Annotated in this window: 12 protein-coding genes (1 of these 12 only partly in view); 5 read left to right on the top strand and 7 right to left on the bottom strand. The window is 57.0% G+C overall.

All coding sequences use genetic code 11. The features are described from left to right. Positions 1–35: 35 nt before the first annotated feature. Both SH661x_RS20575 and SH661x_RS20580 read right to left on the bottom strand, forming a co-directional pair. Positions 36–1,496: a hypothetical protein gene (locus SH661x_RS20575; protein ID WP_437225549.1), complete on the bottom strand. Its 1,461-nt coding sequence runs from the start codon at positions 1,494–1,496 to the stop codon at positions 36–38. 94 nt (positions 1,497–1,590) lie between these two features. Then, positions 1,591–2,700 (bottom strand): Gfo/Idh/MocA family protein, encoded by a 1,110-nt coding sequence (locus SH661x_RS20580; protein ID WP_437225551.1) that lies wholly within the window; start codon positions 2,698–2,700, stop codon positions 1,591–1,593. Positions 2,701–2,917: 217 nt separating this feature from the next. Here SH661x_RS20580 and SH661x_RS20585 point away from each other — a divergent pair, with 217 nt between their 5' ends. After that, positions 2,918–4,084, top strand: coding sequence for a DUF1501 domain-containing protein (locus tag SH661x_RS20585; RefSeq protein ID WP_437225553.1), 1,167 nt, complete (start codon positions 2,918–2,920; stop codon positions 4,082–4,084). 102 nt (positions 4,085–4,186) lie between these two features. On the opposite strand, the gene SH661x_RS20590 is transcribed toward SH661x_RS20585, so the two are convergent. After that, the gene (locus SH661x_RS20590; RefSeq protein WP_437225555.1) at positions 4,187–4,642 is read right to left on the bottom strand and encodes a 3-hydroxyacyl-ACP dehydratase FabZ family protein; all 456 of its coding nucleotides are present in this window, start codon (positions 4,640–4,642) and stop codon (positions 4,187–4,189) included. 477 nt (positions 4,643–5,119) lie between these two features. Between SH661x_RS20590 and glgB the strand changes: the two genes are divergently transcribed. Beyond that, positions 5,120–7,120, top strand: coding sequence for a 1,4-alpha-glucan branching protein GlgB (glgB, locus tag SH661x_RS20595; protein ID WP_437225557.1), 2,001 nt, complete (start codon positions 5,120–5,122; stop codon positions 7,118–7,120). Positions 7,121–7,156: 36 nt separating this feature from the next. On the opposite strand, the gene SH661x_RS20600 is transcribed toward glgB, so the two are convergent. The 3 genes from SH661x_RS20600 to SH661x_RS20610 all read right to left on the bottom strand — a co-directional run bounded on the left by SH661x_RS20600 (position 7,157) and on the right by SH661x_RS20610 (position 9,145). Further along, a complete protein-coding gene (locus SH661x_RS20600) occupies positions 7,157–7,444 on the bottom strand; it encodes a DUF1330 domain-containing protein (RefSeq protein WP_437225559.1) in 288 nt (95 codons plus the stop codon). A gap of 72 nt (positions 7,445–7,516) precedes the next feature. After that, positions 7,517–8,542: a biotin synthase BioB gene (gene bioB, locus SH661x_RS20605; protein ID WP_437225561.1), complete on the bottom strand. Its 1,026-nt coding sequence runs from the start codon at positions 8,540–8,542 to the stop codon at positions 7,517–7,519. Positions 8,543–8,713: 171 nt separating this feature from the next. Beyond that, complete coding sequence (locus tag SH661x_RS20610; protein ID WP_437225563.1) at positions 8,714–9,145, bottom strand: response regulator transcription factor; 432 nt, start codon at positions 9,143–9,145, stop codon at positions 8,714–8,716. 332 nt (positions 9,146–9,477) lie between these two features. Here SH661x_RS20610 and SH661x_RS20615 point away from each other — a divergent pair, with 332 nt between their 5' ends. The 3 genes from SH661x_RS20615 (at position 9,478) to SH661x_RS20625 (ending at position 14,627) form a co-directional block, all read left to right on the top strand. Further along, positions 9,478–10,863: an RtcB family protein gene (locus tag SH661x_RS20615; protein ID WP_437225565.1), complete on the top strand. Its 1,386-nt coding sequence runs from the start codon at positions 9,478–9,480 to the stop codon at positions 10,861–10,863. Positions 10,864–11,115: 252 nt separating this feature from the next. Beyond that, positions 11,116–14,169, top strand: a complete 3,054-nt coding sequence (locus SH661x_RS20620) for a PVC-type heme-binding CxxCH protein (RefSeq protein ID WP_437225567.1) — start codon at positions 11,116–11,118, stop codon at positions 14,167–14,169. A gap of 266 nt (positions 14,170–14,435) precedes the next feature. Beyond that, positions 14,436–14,627: a hypothetical protein gene (locus SH661x_RS20625; RefSeq protein ID WP_437225569.1), complete on the top strand. Its 192-nt coding sequence runs from the start codon at positions 14,436–14,438 to the stop codon at positions 14,625–14,627. On the opposite strand, the gene SH661x_RS20630 is transcribed toward SH661x_RS20625, so the two are convergent. Then, positions 14,609–15,333, bottom strand: the 3' portion of a protein-coding gene (locus SH661x_RS20630) for an SGNH/GDSL hydrolase family protein (RefSeq protein WP_437225571.1). 244 nt of this gene lie beyond the right edge of the window; the window shows 725 of its 969 coding nt (coding positions 245–969); its start codon lies beyond the right edge, outside the window; it ends in the stop codon at positions 14,609–14,611. The two genes, SH661x_RS20625 and SH661x_RS20630, sit on opposite strands and share 19 nt — an antisense overlap.

A 15,333-nucleotide genomic window follows, 5' to 3' on the forward strand; every position in this document is an offset into this window, starting at 1 on the left:
GAAGCTTGTGGACGAGCTGCTCTGCGTCCGAACCATCACTTCGTGCGGATCTGCACGTGATACTCCCCGGAATTGTTTCCCAGGCCGTTCCCGACGTCGTTAACCCTCAACCAGAGTTCCCCGCTGAACCGGGGGACGAATTCCGTTCCCCGGCCGACCGGAATCACTTCGAAGACCTCATGACTTGACTGACTGGTCTGGTCGGGAAGGATCCCCGCCATCAGCAGTCCAATCGGTTCACCTGCCGCATAGCGGATCGAGATTCCCTGCGGCTCGCTGCGCCAGGGCTGACTTGTTTCATCAAGGATGACCTCCCCTTCCACGTCGATCTGCACCGGCTGATTTGCGGTCAGGTGCAGACCGGTGGACTGCCAGCCCTTCGAAGAGTCGACATTCACGCTGACAGGGGACTCCAGCGGCCTGAGTGGTTCCGGAGAAGTGGCAAAGGCATTCGCGGCGACGTCGTAACCATAGACCAGTCGTTTCTGGTACTGATCCCATTCCGCTGCCAGCAACGCCCGGTCTTGTTCGAAGTGGTCTGCCATGTACCTGAGAAAGGCACTCTCTTCCATGTGCTGCCCCAGTTCCCGGAAGCGGTCGCGGTACCGCGGGTGTTCATCGAGGAACTGACACAGCGCCCAGCTCCAGGCATAGGGAATCGGTAATGGCTGATCCCAGTCGTGCCCGGTATATGCTCCCAGATGAGCAAGGCTGGCAGGTTTCCCTCGCACCAGTTCCTGCTGGATCGATTCAATTCGTCCCAGGCCCGGAAAGGCTTCGGACCGGCCGGGCATCACTCCGAACTCGACAGTCCCGTCAGGATGAACCACATGCGTTCCGAAATATTCCGCCATCCCCTCCAGATACCAGCGAGGCGGATACTGACGGAGCATGGTCGTCATGAAACAGTGTGTTGCCTCATGGATGAGGAGATGTCGGCGGTAGTAATCGCTGTTCATCTTGTTCATCCAGAACTCTGCTCCCAGATGACGTCCGAAGCGAAACATTGGCGGTCCTTCCGGCAGCATCCCAGCCGCGACGAACCGCTGTGGATCTTCAATCAGATAGCCGGTGATCTGATACGGGGTTCCTTCCCGATTTGGAGGAAGTTCTCCGAAGTACTTCACCCAGGCAGCGTAGGCCTGATCGACCAGCTCCGGGAGCGGTTCAGCCAGTGCAGGATCAATGTCGGTGTAGAGGATCAGTCGTTCCGATGAGTATTTGCGAATCCCGAACTCCGCAGCTCGAGCATCATCCCGCTGCGGGCGTCGATCCGAATCCCTGTAAATCTTCTGGACAACCGGTTCCTGGGGAACCTCCTCCGGCTCGAACGTTTCCTCTTCCACTTCGACTACGTCGACCGTTTCATGTGTCGGTGATGTCTGCGGCTGCGCGGCGGCGGGGAGTTGCACAGGCGGAGCTGTGGCCGGCTTCTGAGGCTGCCCTCCGCAACCGGCAACAACCATCACAAGGACGATCGCCGACAGTGAAGGCATGGTCGTTATTGGATCGCCGGAAGCCATGAATGTTCGAGTCCAAATTGACTACTGAAATGTGGGAAGCATCAACATTGGAAAACCGAGATTCTGTTCAACGATTCTCCGGGTTCGAGATTCTCACAGGCCGGGCGTCATTCCGGGCCGACTCCAGACACGCATCCAGCACGATCTGCGTTTTCATAGAAATGTCAGGCCAGTACGGATCAATCCGCCCCTCATTGACCAGCTGTGAAAACGTGCGAAAGAGATTCGTCTCCTGAGCATCGACGCCATTGTTGCTGAGTTCCCGGACGGCCACCCTGCGGGGATAGTTCTGCATGTTGAACCGGGTTCCCTGGATGTCAAAGACACTTTGAGAGACGGTGAACGCGGTTTCATTTCCAAAATGAGGCAGGACGAAATCATTGACCATGAGATTCCCTTTGGTCCCGCTGACGTGCACGAACTGCTGATGGTCCGTCAGAAAAGAGCAGTAAAAGCTCGCCGAGACTCCCCCTTCGAAGAGCATTTCCGCCGACACTTCTGTCGGGACCGCTGCGTCTGCAGACCCGTGTTGGGAAAGCATCCTGGCGTTGACCTCAACAGGCATCTGAAGCTTCATCGTCCATAGCGCAAACCGGATCAGGTACCACCCAAGGTCTCCCAGTGCACCGTGCGGTTCCATCTGACGGCTGACACGGATATTGCCCTGGAAGAAGTCGTCCGGCGGAAGAAAACTGAATTGCCCGACAATCCGCTTGAGCGTGCCGATGCTTTCACCGTCATCCAGAGCATTACGAATCGCCGGGAGCCGCGAGGAGTGTATGAACATCACTCCGTCCATGAACTGCACGCCATTGGCTTTGCAGGCTTCCAGCATCTCACGCAGTTCGCCGACGCTGGTCGCACACGGCTTCTCACACAGCACGTGCTTTCCGGCTCGAGCCGCCTTGATCACCCACTCCGCCCGCAGCCCGGTAGGGAGCGGGATGTAGACCGCATCAATATCGTTTCGGCTCAGCAGTTCTTCGTAGCTGCAGGGGACGGGAACAGTCGGGTGTGGACAATCCAGTTGTAATTCATTGATAAATTGAGCCGCGCGTGAAGCCTCGCGACTGGCGACCGCCACCAGCTGACTGTTTCCAGAATTTCGAATCGCTGCCCAGTTCTTTCTGGCAATCCCAGCCGCTCCGAGAATGCCCCATCGACACACATTTCGCATCTGCAAGTTTCCGCTGAATTCCAAAAACGTCGAGCGAACTATTCTGTCACTTCGTCCGCTGAAACGTAAGGCAAACCCCTCAAACCGAATCACCGACCATCACGATGCCGCTCCGAATGCCCGTTGAACATGACCTCGGGAGCCCCGGTTCCGAATCCCCTTTTCCTTCTTTCGGTGTTTCCTGATATGCTTTTGCTCAGACCATCGAGGTGAACTCATGAGTAAATCAAGTTCGGCACAGTCATTCCCGGCGCTCTCTCGCAGGGGATTTTTAGCGGCAGGAGGGGCCGGAGTGGTGGGACTGACGTTGAGCGAAGCACTGGCAGCCCGGGCCGCCTCGGGAGGCAGTGCCATCCAGATCGTCCTCACCGGTGGTGCCAGTCACCTGGAGACATTCGATCCAAAGCCACACGCTCCTCGGGAAATTCGGGGACCACTGCATTCCATCGCCACAAAGATTCCAGGCGTCCGGTTCTCGGAATGCCTGCCGCGACTGGCGGAACGAGCCGACCAGCTGGTGGTCCTGCGATCGCTGTTTCACGAGGCCGCTCCGATTCACGCAACTGGCCTGCAGCTGCTTCTGACGGGTGGACTGGTCAAAAAAGGAATCCGCCTTCCACACATCGGATTCGTCCTCAAGGAATTGCTGTCGAACCGCCGTGCTCCCGTCGCTGTGGAACTGGGCGGTACCGTTCGCTCGATTGGCACCGCCGCCAGCAGCGGGGACAGTTCAGGATGTCTGACTTCAGGCGACGAATCGGCATCACTTCCCGGGCTGAACGATCTTGCACTCCCCGCCACTTCTCGTCCGGATTTCTCTCAGGCGCCGCGACGGATTCGTGATGCCTACGGGGAGAACCATTTCGGCGAGCTGTTCTGGACCGCAGCCAGACTCGTAGAAAGCGGCGTGCGATACGTCGCAGTGAACACCTTCAGCGAGCTTGAAGGGAAGCTGACCTGGGACGCCCATGGCTTTCCTGGCGTTGGCCCCGCCACGATCTTCGACTATGGAAATCTGCTGGGACCGCAGTTCGACAAAGCCCTGGCTGCGCTGTTCGATGATCTGCATCAGACGGGCCTATGGAAACAGACGCTCGTGGCTGCAACCGGGGAAATGGGGCGAAGTCCCAAGGTGAACGAAGCTGGAGGTCGGGACCATTGGACACAGGCGTGGTCCGGTCTGCTTGCGGGGGGGATGCTGCAGGCGGGACAGGTGATCGGAGAAACCGATGAGCACGGGGAGACAATCCTCGATCACCCGCTGGAGATCACCCGCATTCCCGCCATGATTCTCGAATTCCTGGGGATCGCTCCCGGGACCGAAATTGTGCTGCAGGACGGCTGCAAACTTCACACTCCAGCTGCTCCAGCCATCTTTTCGTAGGAGATGGTTGCCCGGCGAGATAGCCGGTTCTCGCACTCGGAGAGTGCGAGGTACTCTCTGTATCCCGCACTCTCCGAGTGCGGGCTTTCCCGCAACACGCCCTCACCCCTGCGGATTCGCCAGCGCACAGGCAAATTCCAGTCGGACTGTCACCTGGCCATCGACCGAAACTTTCGCCTTCAGAAAATAAGCATTGGCGACCTTCTCAGTCAGCTCGACATCCATTTCGATGGTCTGGCCCGGCGTCACCATGCGGCGAAACTGCACCTGATTCAACCGCGTGACGACAGGCACCTGATCCGGCTCAGGGGGGAACCGGCTGGCGATGAGTACCGCCCCCGCCTGAAACGCCGCTTCGCACTGCAGCACCCCCGGCAACACCGGATGCGCGGGATAGTGCCCCTGAAAGACATCGAGCTGCGGATCGATGAACTTTCGTGCTTTCAATGAGGTCTCGCGCAGCTCGACCACTTCGTCCAACCAGAGAAACGGGGGACGATGGGGGATCAGCGCCTGAATTTCATCGCGGTTCAGGGACTTCACATTGCCTTCAGTCATCGATCTTTGCCTGGATTGTAAAAATAAGTTACCGGTACGACAGTGAGGGATTTGAACCACGGAATTCACGGAAGAGAACAGAAAGGTTAGAACCGCGAATCACGCGAATTCAGCGAATAAAAAACTGAATGAGGTGAACGAGGGGATGTCGGAAACAATTGAATGAGTCAACTTCTGTCTATCTTAAATTGAATGATTCGCCTGATTCGCGTCATTCGCGGTTGACTTCTTTTTTCTCCCCTTCCGTGCTTTCCGTGGTTCACTCCCGAATCTTGAAACGGATCGGAGTTTGTGCATTCCCAGCGGAGACAGTAGGGGCTGTGGGGGGCTCTCGCAATCCAGCGTTGGCTGGGAAACAGAGAACCCGGCAGGAATGTCGCTCCCGCATTCGACAATCGCACGGATTTGGCATTCCGGTTGATTCCTTCAGCATCTACATTGCACTCGTGAACACAGACACCCTGGGAACCGAAAGCAATGCCCTTCTCCCGAAACGGGAACGTGACACGGCCCACTGCGACTCAATTGACTGCCGTATCGCTCGAGAGGCATCGAGCTTCCATGAGGAGCGGAATGAACTGCACAGCATATGACTGGCTGGGGGCCCACCCTGTTTCAGACGGGAATTTTCGCGGGACCCGCTTCGCCGTCTGGGCTCCCAACGCCCGTGAAGTCTGCGTCATCAGCGATCGAAACCATTGGTCCCACGGAGCCTTCTACCTCAACTCCAGCTACGAAGGGGTCTGGTCCGGGACCGTCCCCGACATGCAGCCGGGCGAAGCCTACAAGTACAGCATCCGGACGCACTCCGGCGAACTGATTCAGAAGTCCGATCCGTATGCGTTCTACGCTGAGCAGCCTCCCCGGACAGCGTCCATTGTCTATGACCTGAACGGCCATCAGTGGCAGGATCAGGAGTGGATGCAGTCTCGCGGAAGCGTGAACTGGTTCGAGCGTCCTGTTCAGACCTATGAAGTTCATCTCGGCTCCTGGCGTCGTCCCAAAGACGGCCGCAGATACCTCAGCTACTGGGAAATGGCGGATCAGCTGATCGGGTATTGCCTCGACATGGGCTTTACCCATCTCCAGTTGATGCCGATTACCGAGTATCCCTTCGATGGCTCATGGGGTTACCAGTCGACCGGCTATTTCGCCCCCACCTCCCGGTATGGCACTCCCCATGACTTCATGATGTTCGTGGACAAGTGCCATCAGGCGGGGCTGGGAGTGCTGCTGGACTGGGTGCCGGGTCACTTCCCGACCGATGCCCATGGTCTCAACAACTTCGACGGCACTGCCCTCTACGAGCATGCGGATCCGCGTCAGGGATTCCATCCCGACTGGAACACCAGCATCTTCAATTACGGGCGATTCGAAGTCCGGAACTTCCTGCTCTCCAGCGCCCGGTTCTGGTGCGATAAATATCACATCGACGGCCTGCGCGTGGACGCTGTCGCCTCCATGCTCTATCTCGATTACTCGCGAAAGGCGGGACAGTGGATCCCCAATCGCTATGGAGGTCGAGAGAATCTGGAAGCGATTCAGTTCCTCAAGGACATGAACACCATGCTGCACGGGGAGTTCCCGGGCATTCTGACGATCGCTGAGGAATCGACCGCGTGGCCCGGAGTTTCTCGACCGGTCTATGACGGTGGCCTGGGCTTCACGATGAAGTGGGACATGGGCTGGATGAATGACACGTTGCGGTATCTGCGCCGCAGTCCCATCCATCGACGTCATCATCAGAATGAACTGTCATTCCGATCCCTGTACGGCTTCACGGAGAATTTTGTTCTGCCGCTTTCCCATGACGAAGTGGTGCACGGCAAGAAATCGCTGATCTCACAGATGCCGGGGGATCACTGGCAGATGTTCGCCAATCTGCGACTTCTGCTCGGGTATCAGGCGACCGTTCCTGGAAAATCGCTCCTCTTCATGGGGGGCGAACTGGGACAGTGGACGGAATGGAACCACGACGCTGAGCTGGACTGGGCACTGGAGTCGGTCGACACACATGCTGGGATCAAACGCTATGTGAAAGACCTGAATTTTCTGGTCCGCAAGCACCCTGCCCTGCATGAGCAGGACTGCACGCAGGATGGGTTCGCCTGGATTCAGGCGGATGATGCGGCCAACAGCGTCTATGCCTTCTGCCGGTTTTCTAAGGAGCGGCAGGAGACACTGGTGGTCGTCCTCAACATGACCCCCGTTCCGCGAGACGGCTACGGAGTGGGAGTTCCACTGGCAGGAACCTATCAGGAAATCTTCAACAGCGATGCGTGGATGTACGGCGGAACGGATGTCGGTTCCGGTGGCGGAGCCGATACTCAGCCCGTCAGCATGCATGGGCGGGAGCAGAGTATTGTACTGACACTGCCTCCGCTGGGACTGCTCATCTTCCGGCATGTTCCGGGATCGGAAAAACAGATTCCCACGCAGAAATTGACAGTCCCCGAGAAGGCGCCGCCGAGCGTCTGAAACAATCGTTCGGTCGCTCGAAGGAAGCGCTGTCGTTCAGGCCCCTTCCACCAGGAAGGCCCGGTAGTCTGCCCCTTTAAAGCGGTATTCCCGGGCCTCTTGATAGGCAGGGCTATCATACCAGGCCTTCGCGGCTTCCATGGAAGGGAACTCGAGAATGACCACCCCTTCCATTGGCGGACCTTCCAGAATTTCCTGCGGACCGTAGGCTGCGAGAATCTTGACGGGATGCCCTTCGATGGATGCGCCCGCTTTCGGGGAATAAACATCCAGCTGAGACTGGTCGCGAGTCGCTTCTCGAATGAAGACGGCATAAGCAGGCATCGGGCATCCTTTCAACTTAAGAAAATCAGAGCACGACGTGTGAGCAAGTGCGTTTGACGCCCGCGTCCAGCTCTACGCGTGAACCGACGCTTCGTGTCCGCCGATCACAATTTCAAACCCGAGGTCCTTCACCATTTCAAAGTCCTCTTCCTTGGTCTGTCCTTTGGTCGTCAGGTAATCACTGACAAAGATGGAGTTGGCAGCGTACAGCCCCATCGCCTGCATCGAGCGGAGATTCAGCTCACGCCCTCCCGCGATACGAATTTCGACATTGGGATGGGCCATTCGCAGCAGGCAGAGAACCTTCAGGCAGTAACGAGGATCCAGCTCATCACGGGCCTGAAGCGGAGTGCCATCGATCGCATGCAGGAAGTTGACGGGGATCGACTTCACGTCCATGCCGCGGAGTTCGAACACCGCATCCAGAATGTCCTGATGCACTTCGCCCATGCCGACAATCAGTCCGCTGCACAGTTCCATGCCCGCTTCATGAGCCACCTGCAGCGTGTCGAGCCGGTCCTGATAGGTATGAGTCGTGCAGATCTCTTCGTAGTAGCGGCGCGACGTATTCAGGTTGTGATTGATGCGGTCGACGCCGGCTTCTGCCAGTCGCCGGGCCTGATCCGGCTTCAGGAGACCGAGGCACGCGCAGATGTGCAGGCCCATTTCGTCCTTAATCTTCTTCACGACATTGCAGACGTGGTCGACTTCCCGGTCGGAAGGACCACGACCGCTGGCGACGATGCAGTATGTACGGGCCTGGCTCTCTTTGGCGTTTCGGGCCCCTTCCATCAGCACGCGTTCGTTGGCGATGGAATATCGTTCGATGGGGGCGTCCGAGACTTTGGACTGTGAGCAGTAGCCGCAGTCTTCCGGGCACAGACCGCTCTTGGCGTTCTTGAGATAATACAGCTGAACCGCTTTACCGAAGTATGTTCGACGAATCGTGTAGGTTGCGGCCAGCAGGTCGAGCAGTTCTTCATCTGAAGAAAGCAGGATCTCCCGCCCCTCGTCCTGAGAGATCATTTCTCCCGCAAGAACACGTCGGGCCAGGTCATGCCAGCGGGAAGCTGATGTCGAAACTTCGGAAAGGAGCATTTTCGAGTGGGGAGAGTTAAAGGTGGAAGCTGCTCTAGGTAAATACGAATTTGTGGTGGGAAGCCGCTGACGAACGGCTTTCGCACAGGTCGATCATACTTTACAGGCAATCGCATGGACCTTCATGCGGTGAACATCCTGAATCGCCTGCACGTGATCGACCAGACTGCTCTAGTCTTTTTTCTTCTTGGTCACGCGTCTGCGAAGAGGTCCCTGATCGTCAGCTTCTTCGTCGTCCCCTTCGTCCAGTGCCTTTCGGACCGACTCGAGGAGGACATCCATGGCGAAGGGCTTTCGCAGGTAGTCTACTGCCCCCAGCATCTCGGCATAGGCCTTGTGCCGGCCCCCTTCATTGGCGGTGATCATGATCACGCGCGGGGGATCTTCCAGGGTGCGAAGGTATTCCAGAACCGGAAATCCGCCCATGCGGGGCATCATCATGTCCGTGATGATGAGGTCCGGATCTTCAGTCTGAATGAGGCGTTGACCTTCCGCGCCGTTCGACGCGGACGAAACCCGGTAACCGGCCGACTCCAGGACGGTTCGCAGCGTTGTCTGAATTTCGCGATCATCCTCAATGAGAACGATCTTGTTGCCGGCCATGCCAGACTCCTGTCTTCTACCCTGTCCCGGAATTGACGACGAATCTTCTCTTCTTCTCCAGCTTCCTGAAGCAAAATCAGGGGAGAACGAAACCGAATCCGCGGACAAATCGATGCCCTATCTTATTTTCCCGTCGCTGCCGACTCAACGAGGGGGGAAAAGTATTTGTCACGAAGTCATTGACCCGTAAATTCCGGCACGAACCCGGCCCCGTGACGCGTTGTCAGCTTCGGATCATCAAATCTTCATTAATTCGAGAGAAACACCCGCCAGATCCCGTCGCAATCAGAAATTCAGACTGGACTTCCGGTTTCCGCGTCGAAAATAGAATCATGAACCGCAAACAACTGACCAAACTCGGCGTTCCGGATGACGTCGTGCCCGCAGCGATTCGAGCCATCGAAACCGCTGTCGCCGGCGGACTGCGAGGGAAAGAGGCTCAGAAGCAACTGCTGGCGGCACTGCAGAATCCCCGGGAGATTGTCGAAGGCCCTTTCTCCGAATTCGCCAAAGCGCTCATCGAGACGCCTGTTCCCGAAGTGCGTGAACCGATCGCGTATCCGACCTGGGGAAGCCAGTTCATTGAAGAACTTTCGCATCAGCAGATGCGGGAAGCATGCTCACTGCCAAATGCCGTTGCAGGGGCCCTGATGCCGGATGCGCATCCGGGATACGGCTTGCCGATCGGAGGAGTTCTGGCACTGGAGGGGGCGGTCTGCCCATATGCAGTGGGGGTGGATATCGCCTGCCGCATGAAGCTGTCGCTGTTGAGCGTTCCTCCGGAACGTCTGACCGATGAAGCGAATCTCCCGGAATTCCAGAAGGCCCTCGAACAGGGAACGATGTTCGGAGCGGGCAAGGCATTCAAACGACGACACAACCATCCGGTCATGGATCAGGACTGGTCGATCACGCGTGTCACCCGTGAAAACAAAGACAAAGCGTGGTCACAGCTGGGGACTTCCGGATCAGGAAATCATTTCGTCGAATTCGGTTTGCTGACACTGCATGAGCCTGAACTGGGACTCTCTCCGGGGACATACGTTGCTCTGCTCAGCCATAGCGGGAGCCGGGGAACGGGGTTCGCGGTCTGTTCCACCTACAGCAACATCGCCCGCAAAGATCTTCCCAAAAAATACGGAGACTTCGGTCGACTGGCCTGGCTGGATCTGGAAACAGAAGCAGGGCAGGAGTACTGGAACGCAATGAACCTGATGGGGGACTACGCTGCCGCCAACCATGCGGTGATCCATCAGAACGTCATCAAACTGCTGGGGACTGAAGCGATTGGAGGTGTAGAGAATCATCACAATTTTGCATGGAAGGAAGTTCATGGCGGCCGCGAAGTGATCGTTCATCGAAAAGGGGCCACCCCCGCTGGTGAAGGTGTACTGGGAGTCATTCCCGGTTCCATGGCGACACCTGCGTATGTGGTTCGAGGAAAAGGGAACGCAGCCAGTCTGAACTCCGCTTCACACGGAGCGGGGCGAATCATGTCCCGCACGCAGGCGAATGCGAAATTCCGTTTCAACGCTGTGCGTGGTGACCTCAAGAAGAAGGGAGTAACGGTCCTCTCCGCAGGATCCGACGAAGTACCCGGTGTCTATAAGAACATTGATGACGTCATGGCTGCCCAGCAGGATCTGGTGGAGATTGTGGCGAGATTCGACCCGCGGATCGTGAAGATGTGCGGGGACGGCAGTCGCGCGGAAGACTGATCAGACTAGAGCGGTTTTGCCAATAATCTATAACGTTCCGCAGGCGATAATATGGACTTTCATGCGGTGAAAATCCTGAATCGCCCGCACATGATAGACCAAACTGGTCTAAGTCGCTCGGCGGGAAAGTTTGCAAGCCGTTCCCGGGACAATTGCTTCGCAGTGAGGTATGCTGACTCCACTGCAAAAACAATCAGTCCCACCGGAGCGAAGTCCTCCAGACTTTGCCGAGTTGCACGAGGTTTGAGTTTCATGAGAATTCTGCAGGCGACCCTGGTCCTCTTCTGCTGTCTGGCCAGTTTCCATGCGTACGCTGAAGACTCGGCTGCATCTTCCAGCGGCCCGTTTTCTCCAGAATTGGCCGCGGGAAAATTTGTTCTTGACCACGATTGCAGAATCGATCTGGTCGCTGCCGAACCCGATGTCATTGATCCCGTCGCAATCGCTTTCGGAGCTGACGGAAAACTCTGGGTGGTCGAATACACGGACTATCCCAACGGTCCCAGCGAAGGAGAACCGGGACGCTCACGCATCCGCGTGCTGGACGACCTCGACGGAAATGGCCGTTACGAAAACTCGCGTATCTTTGCCGACAAGCTGCTGTTTGCGAACGGACTGATGCTGTGGAAAGACGGTGTCATCGTCACCACCGACGGCAAGGTTCTTTTCCTGCGCGACACCGATGGCGACGGCAAAGCAGACGAAACGCAGGTCTGGTTCCAGGGATTTCAGGTCGAGAACCCACAGCTCCGCTGCAATCATCCCACGCTGGGAATCGACAACATGATCTATGTCGCCAACGGATTACGGGGGGGTGAGATCGTTCCCGGAGAAAGCAATCCGTGGAAGCTCGATCCAAAGAGCCCGCCGGTTTCCCTGTCCGGCATGGATTTTCGTTTCGATCCTCTCACAGGCAGATACGAAGCCGTTTCGGGCATGGGACAGTTTGGACTGACGTTCGACGACTGGGGCAACCGTTTCCTGTGCGACAACCGCCATCCCTGCAAGCAGATCATGCTGGAAGATGCGGACATCCACCGGGTCCCATGGCTGCAGCCAGAGTCCGTCTACTTTGATGTTTCACCAGCTGCGGAGAACTCGCGTCTGTATCCGATCTCCCGAACCTGGACCACATCCAATCTGCACGCGAATCAGTTCACAGCGGCCTGCGGTGTCTTGATCTACCGTGGCGACGCACTGCCCGCTCATGATTATGGAAACTGCTTTGTCTGCGAGCCGACCGCCAATCTGGTGCATCGCGACGTCATCAAGCCTGCCCGAAGTACGTTCCTGGCTGCCCCTCAAAGCCATGAGAAAGAGTTCCTCGCGACCAAGGACGAATGGTTCCGACCAGTGAATCTCAGTGTGGGTCCGGATGGAGCCCTGTATGTGTGCGACATGTACCGGGCCGTCATCGAGCATCCGCAGTTCATGCCTGACGAATTGAAGAATCGCCCGGACCTGCTGCTGGGATCAGACATGGGACGCATCTGGCGAGTCTCTTCCAGAACCGATCCCAAGCTCCGTGATTTTTCGTCTTCACATGTCACCCACCTGGAGCAACTTGGCTCCGCAGATCTCGTGGAATTGCTGAAGCATCCCAACCAGTGGCAGCGGGAAACGGCTCAGCGACTTCTGCTCGAACGGCAGGATCAGACCATCGAACCAGAACTCTTCTCGCTCGTGAAAGAGCGAGACAGTCACTGGGGAGCCAGCCACGCTCTGTGGGTTCTCGACGCACTGAACCTGTTGAAAGTCGAACATGTGGCCGCCGGCCTGGAACATCCCTTTGCGAAGCGGGCCGCCCTGCAACTGGGAAGTCGCCACTTTGCGGATTCAAAAGAGATGCTGGAGTTTCCGCAGCGATACCTCGCCCCCCAAGCCCCGTTCGATGAAGACCCGCACCTGTTCGAACAGATCCTCGTGAACACGAAATGGAAGGATTTCCCCAACGTCGCGAGAACCGAACACCCGTACTATCACAATCCGAAAGGGGCTGCGATCCTGCAGATTCCCGAAGACGGTCAGCACGAATGGTACTGCTCGATGCTCGTCATCAATGCCGGCGATCAACTGGCGGACGTTCTGGATGAAGTCTTCTTCGTGCTGCGGCGAGGCGAAACCCCGGGAAGCCGACCGATGCGACTCGGCCCGCAAGGCATTCAGTTCCTCACGGCTGCCTTGGCCCGTCGCAATCAACCGGCGGAACTGGAACACCTGCTGTCGACCGTGTTTCAGGCGGCTGCGTCACCGAAGGATAGGGCCTGGCAGCGAGCTGTGCTCAGTGGAATTCTCGAAAGTGCTCCCAACGCCCGCACCTGGCTGCCGGAGACTGTGGCAAAGATGTCACCTCAGGTGCGTCAGGCCTATGCAGCCTGCCTGAACGATGTGTTGTTCTCATTCGTCGATTCCGCACCCACTGCAAAACCCCAGCTTGACCAGCTCCCCATCCTCGCATTGCTCCCACCTCAGGAAACGGTTCCCGTCCTGAAGCGACTGGCGGCGTCCAACGACCTGGACAGTATGAACGCTGCCATTGACATTTACAGGCTGCTTCCCGGCTCGATTGCCGTTCCGGAATTGAGTCAGCTCGTGGCAGTCGGCACTCCTCAGATCCGGACCAGTGCCATCGCAGCCCTTGCCAATTCTGCTGAAGGGGTCCAATGGCTGCTGGACAGCGTTGAAGCCAAACACATCGCCCCCCTGGAAATTGACCCGGCAATCGCCAAGCGGTTCGTGGAGTCTCAGAACCAGGCGATCAGCTCTCGGGCGACAGCTCTTCTGAAGCAGAGCCCGCCCGAAGACCGTCTGAAAGTACTTTCGGAGTACGCATCAGTCCTCACCCTGCCAGCGGATCCCCACAAGGGCCGCGTGGTTTTTGAGAAGACTTGTGCAACCTGCCACCGCGTCGGCGATCTGGGAGTAAACGTTGCTCCGGATATTTCCGATTCTCGCACCAAAACATCCGAGTTCCTGCTGACAAACATTCTCGATCCAAATCGCGCCGTCGACAACAACTACTTCAGCTTCACGATTGCCGATACCGAAGGCCGCGTCGAAACAGGAGTCATCGCGAGTGAAACTTCCACCGCCGTGACTCTGAAACAGCCCGGTGGAAAGGTCATCACGATTCCCCGGGACGAAATCGATATGATGAAGAACAATGGTGTCTCGCTGATGCCCGTCGGACTGGAACGGACCATCCCTCCCCAGGACATGGCGGACCTGATCTCCTTCATCAAGAACTGGCGCTACCTGGACGGTCAAATTCCGGGAGAAATCGTGCAGCCGCAGCAACTGAAGTGAGCAGCGCAGCGTCTCGAAATTAAAACACTGACGTTCACGTTGCGAAACATCAGAACGGTTCGCTGTGCTGGAAATCGGCGAAATTGCCCGCCGCCCCGAGTGTTCTCACAGGAATGCCCGGGCGGCATTCATTTTGCTACAAAATTCTTCATGCTTCGACGGATCGATAAAGGAAACACCTCACGACCGGTGTCTCCTTGGCTTTGCATCTCCCTTCATTGGATCGATGGTGCCACCCAGCAAGACTCTTTCGGACAAACCGAATCATGGCAGGCCAGACGTATAACGATTCTCAAATTGACCGCAGCGTGGGAACACTGCTGCTGGGCCTGATCGTCTCTGGTTTCTTTTTTCTCGCCATCCTCGGTATGCAGAGTGTCCAGGAGAATGCCAAGAGCGTTGCCGGCGAGCCTGCGAAAGATGCAGCTGCAGAACCGGTTTACGATTTCGCCAACTGAACAAGTCGCGGTTTCGCGTGCTTTGCAATCCCCGTTAAGAACAACCGGCGGATAGCGTCGTAGCCCCGGTCGTTGGGATCTTCAAGGTTGTCGAAGTACCAATAGTACGGATCGCTCGCCCGATAACCGGATCGCCAGAACTTGCGACAATGGATGCCATGCCCGAGGAAGGCCGAATGAATGTCGACCAGATGGACATTCTCGCGTGACGCGCACGTCTTCTCGATGAGATCGTTATAGGCCTGAATCACTTTGAGGCCGTCCGGCCATGCGGGCAGTCCAGCATGTTCCGCATCGCCGATTCCATCCGTGGGGTCGTAGATGTTGGCCAGGAAAATGTCGCATCCGCCCGGGAACTTGGCTTCAATCTCGTCCAGAATCCGATTCAGCCGGACTCCGAATGCATCGATCCACTCCTGGGCCTGAGAAATCGTCGCTCCATACATCGCTCCTTCGCGAGGAGGAGTTCGACCGTAATTGTGGATGATGTCGTTTCCCCCGGTAGTCAGCAACACGATTCCAAAGTGATCCTCGGGTGCCGCCTCGAGGCGAGGGAGTGTGAAATCGAGCAGTTCGAGTGAGGTGGTCCCGGAAATCGACTTGTTCATCGATTGCAGATTGGGAATCACGTTCCGTAACGAGATCCCCTGCATCTCTTTAAACTCTCCATCCGGATTCTTGATCACCCGATCGAAGTAAGACATCC

The organism is Planctomicrobium stercoris (assembly GCF_051465655.1).
Classification (GTDB): Bacteria; Planctomycetota; Planctomycetia; order Planctomycetales; family Planctomycetaceae; genus Planctomicrobium.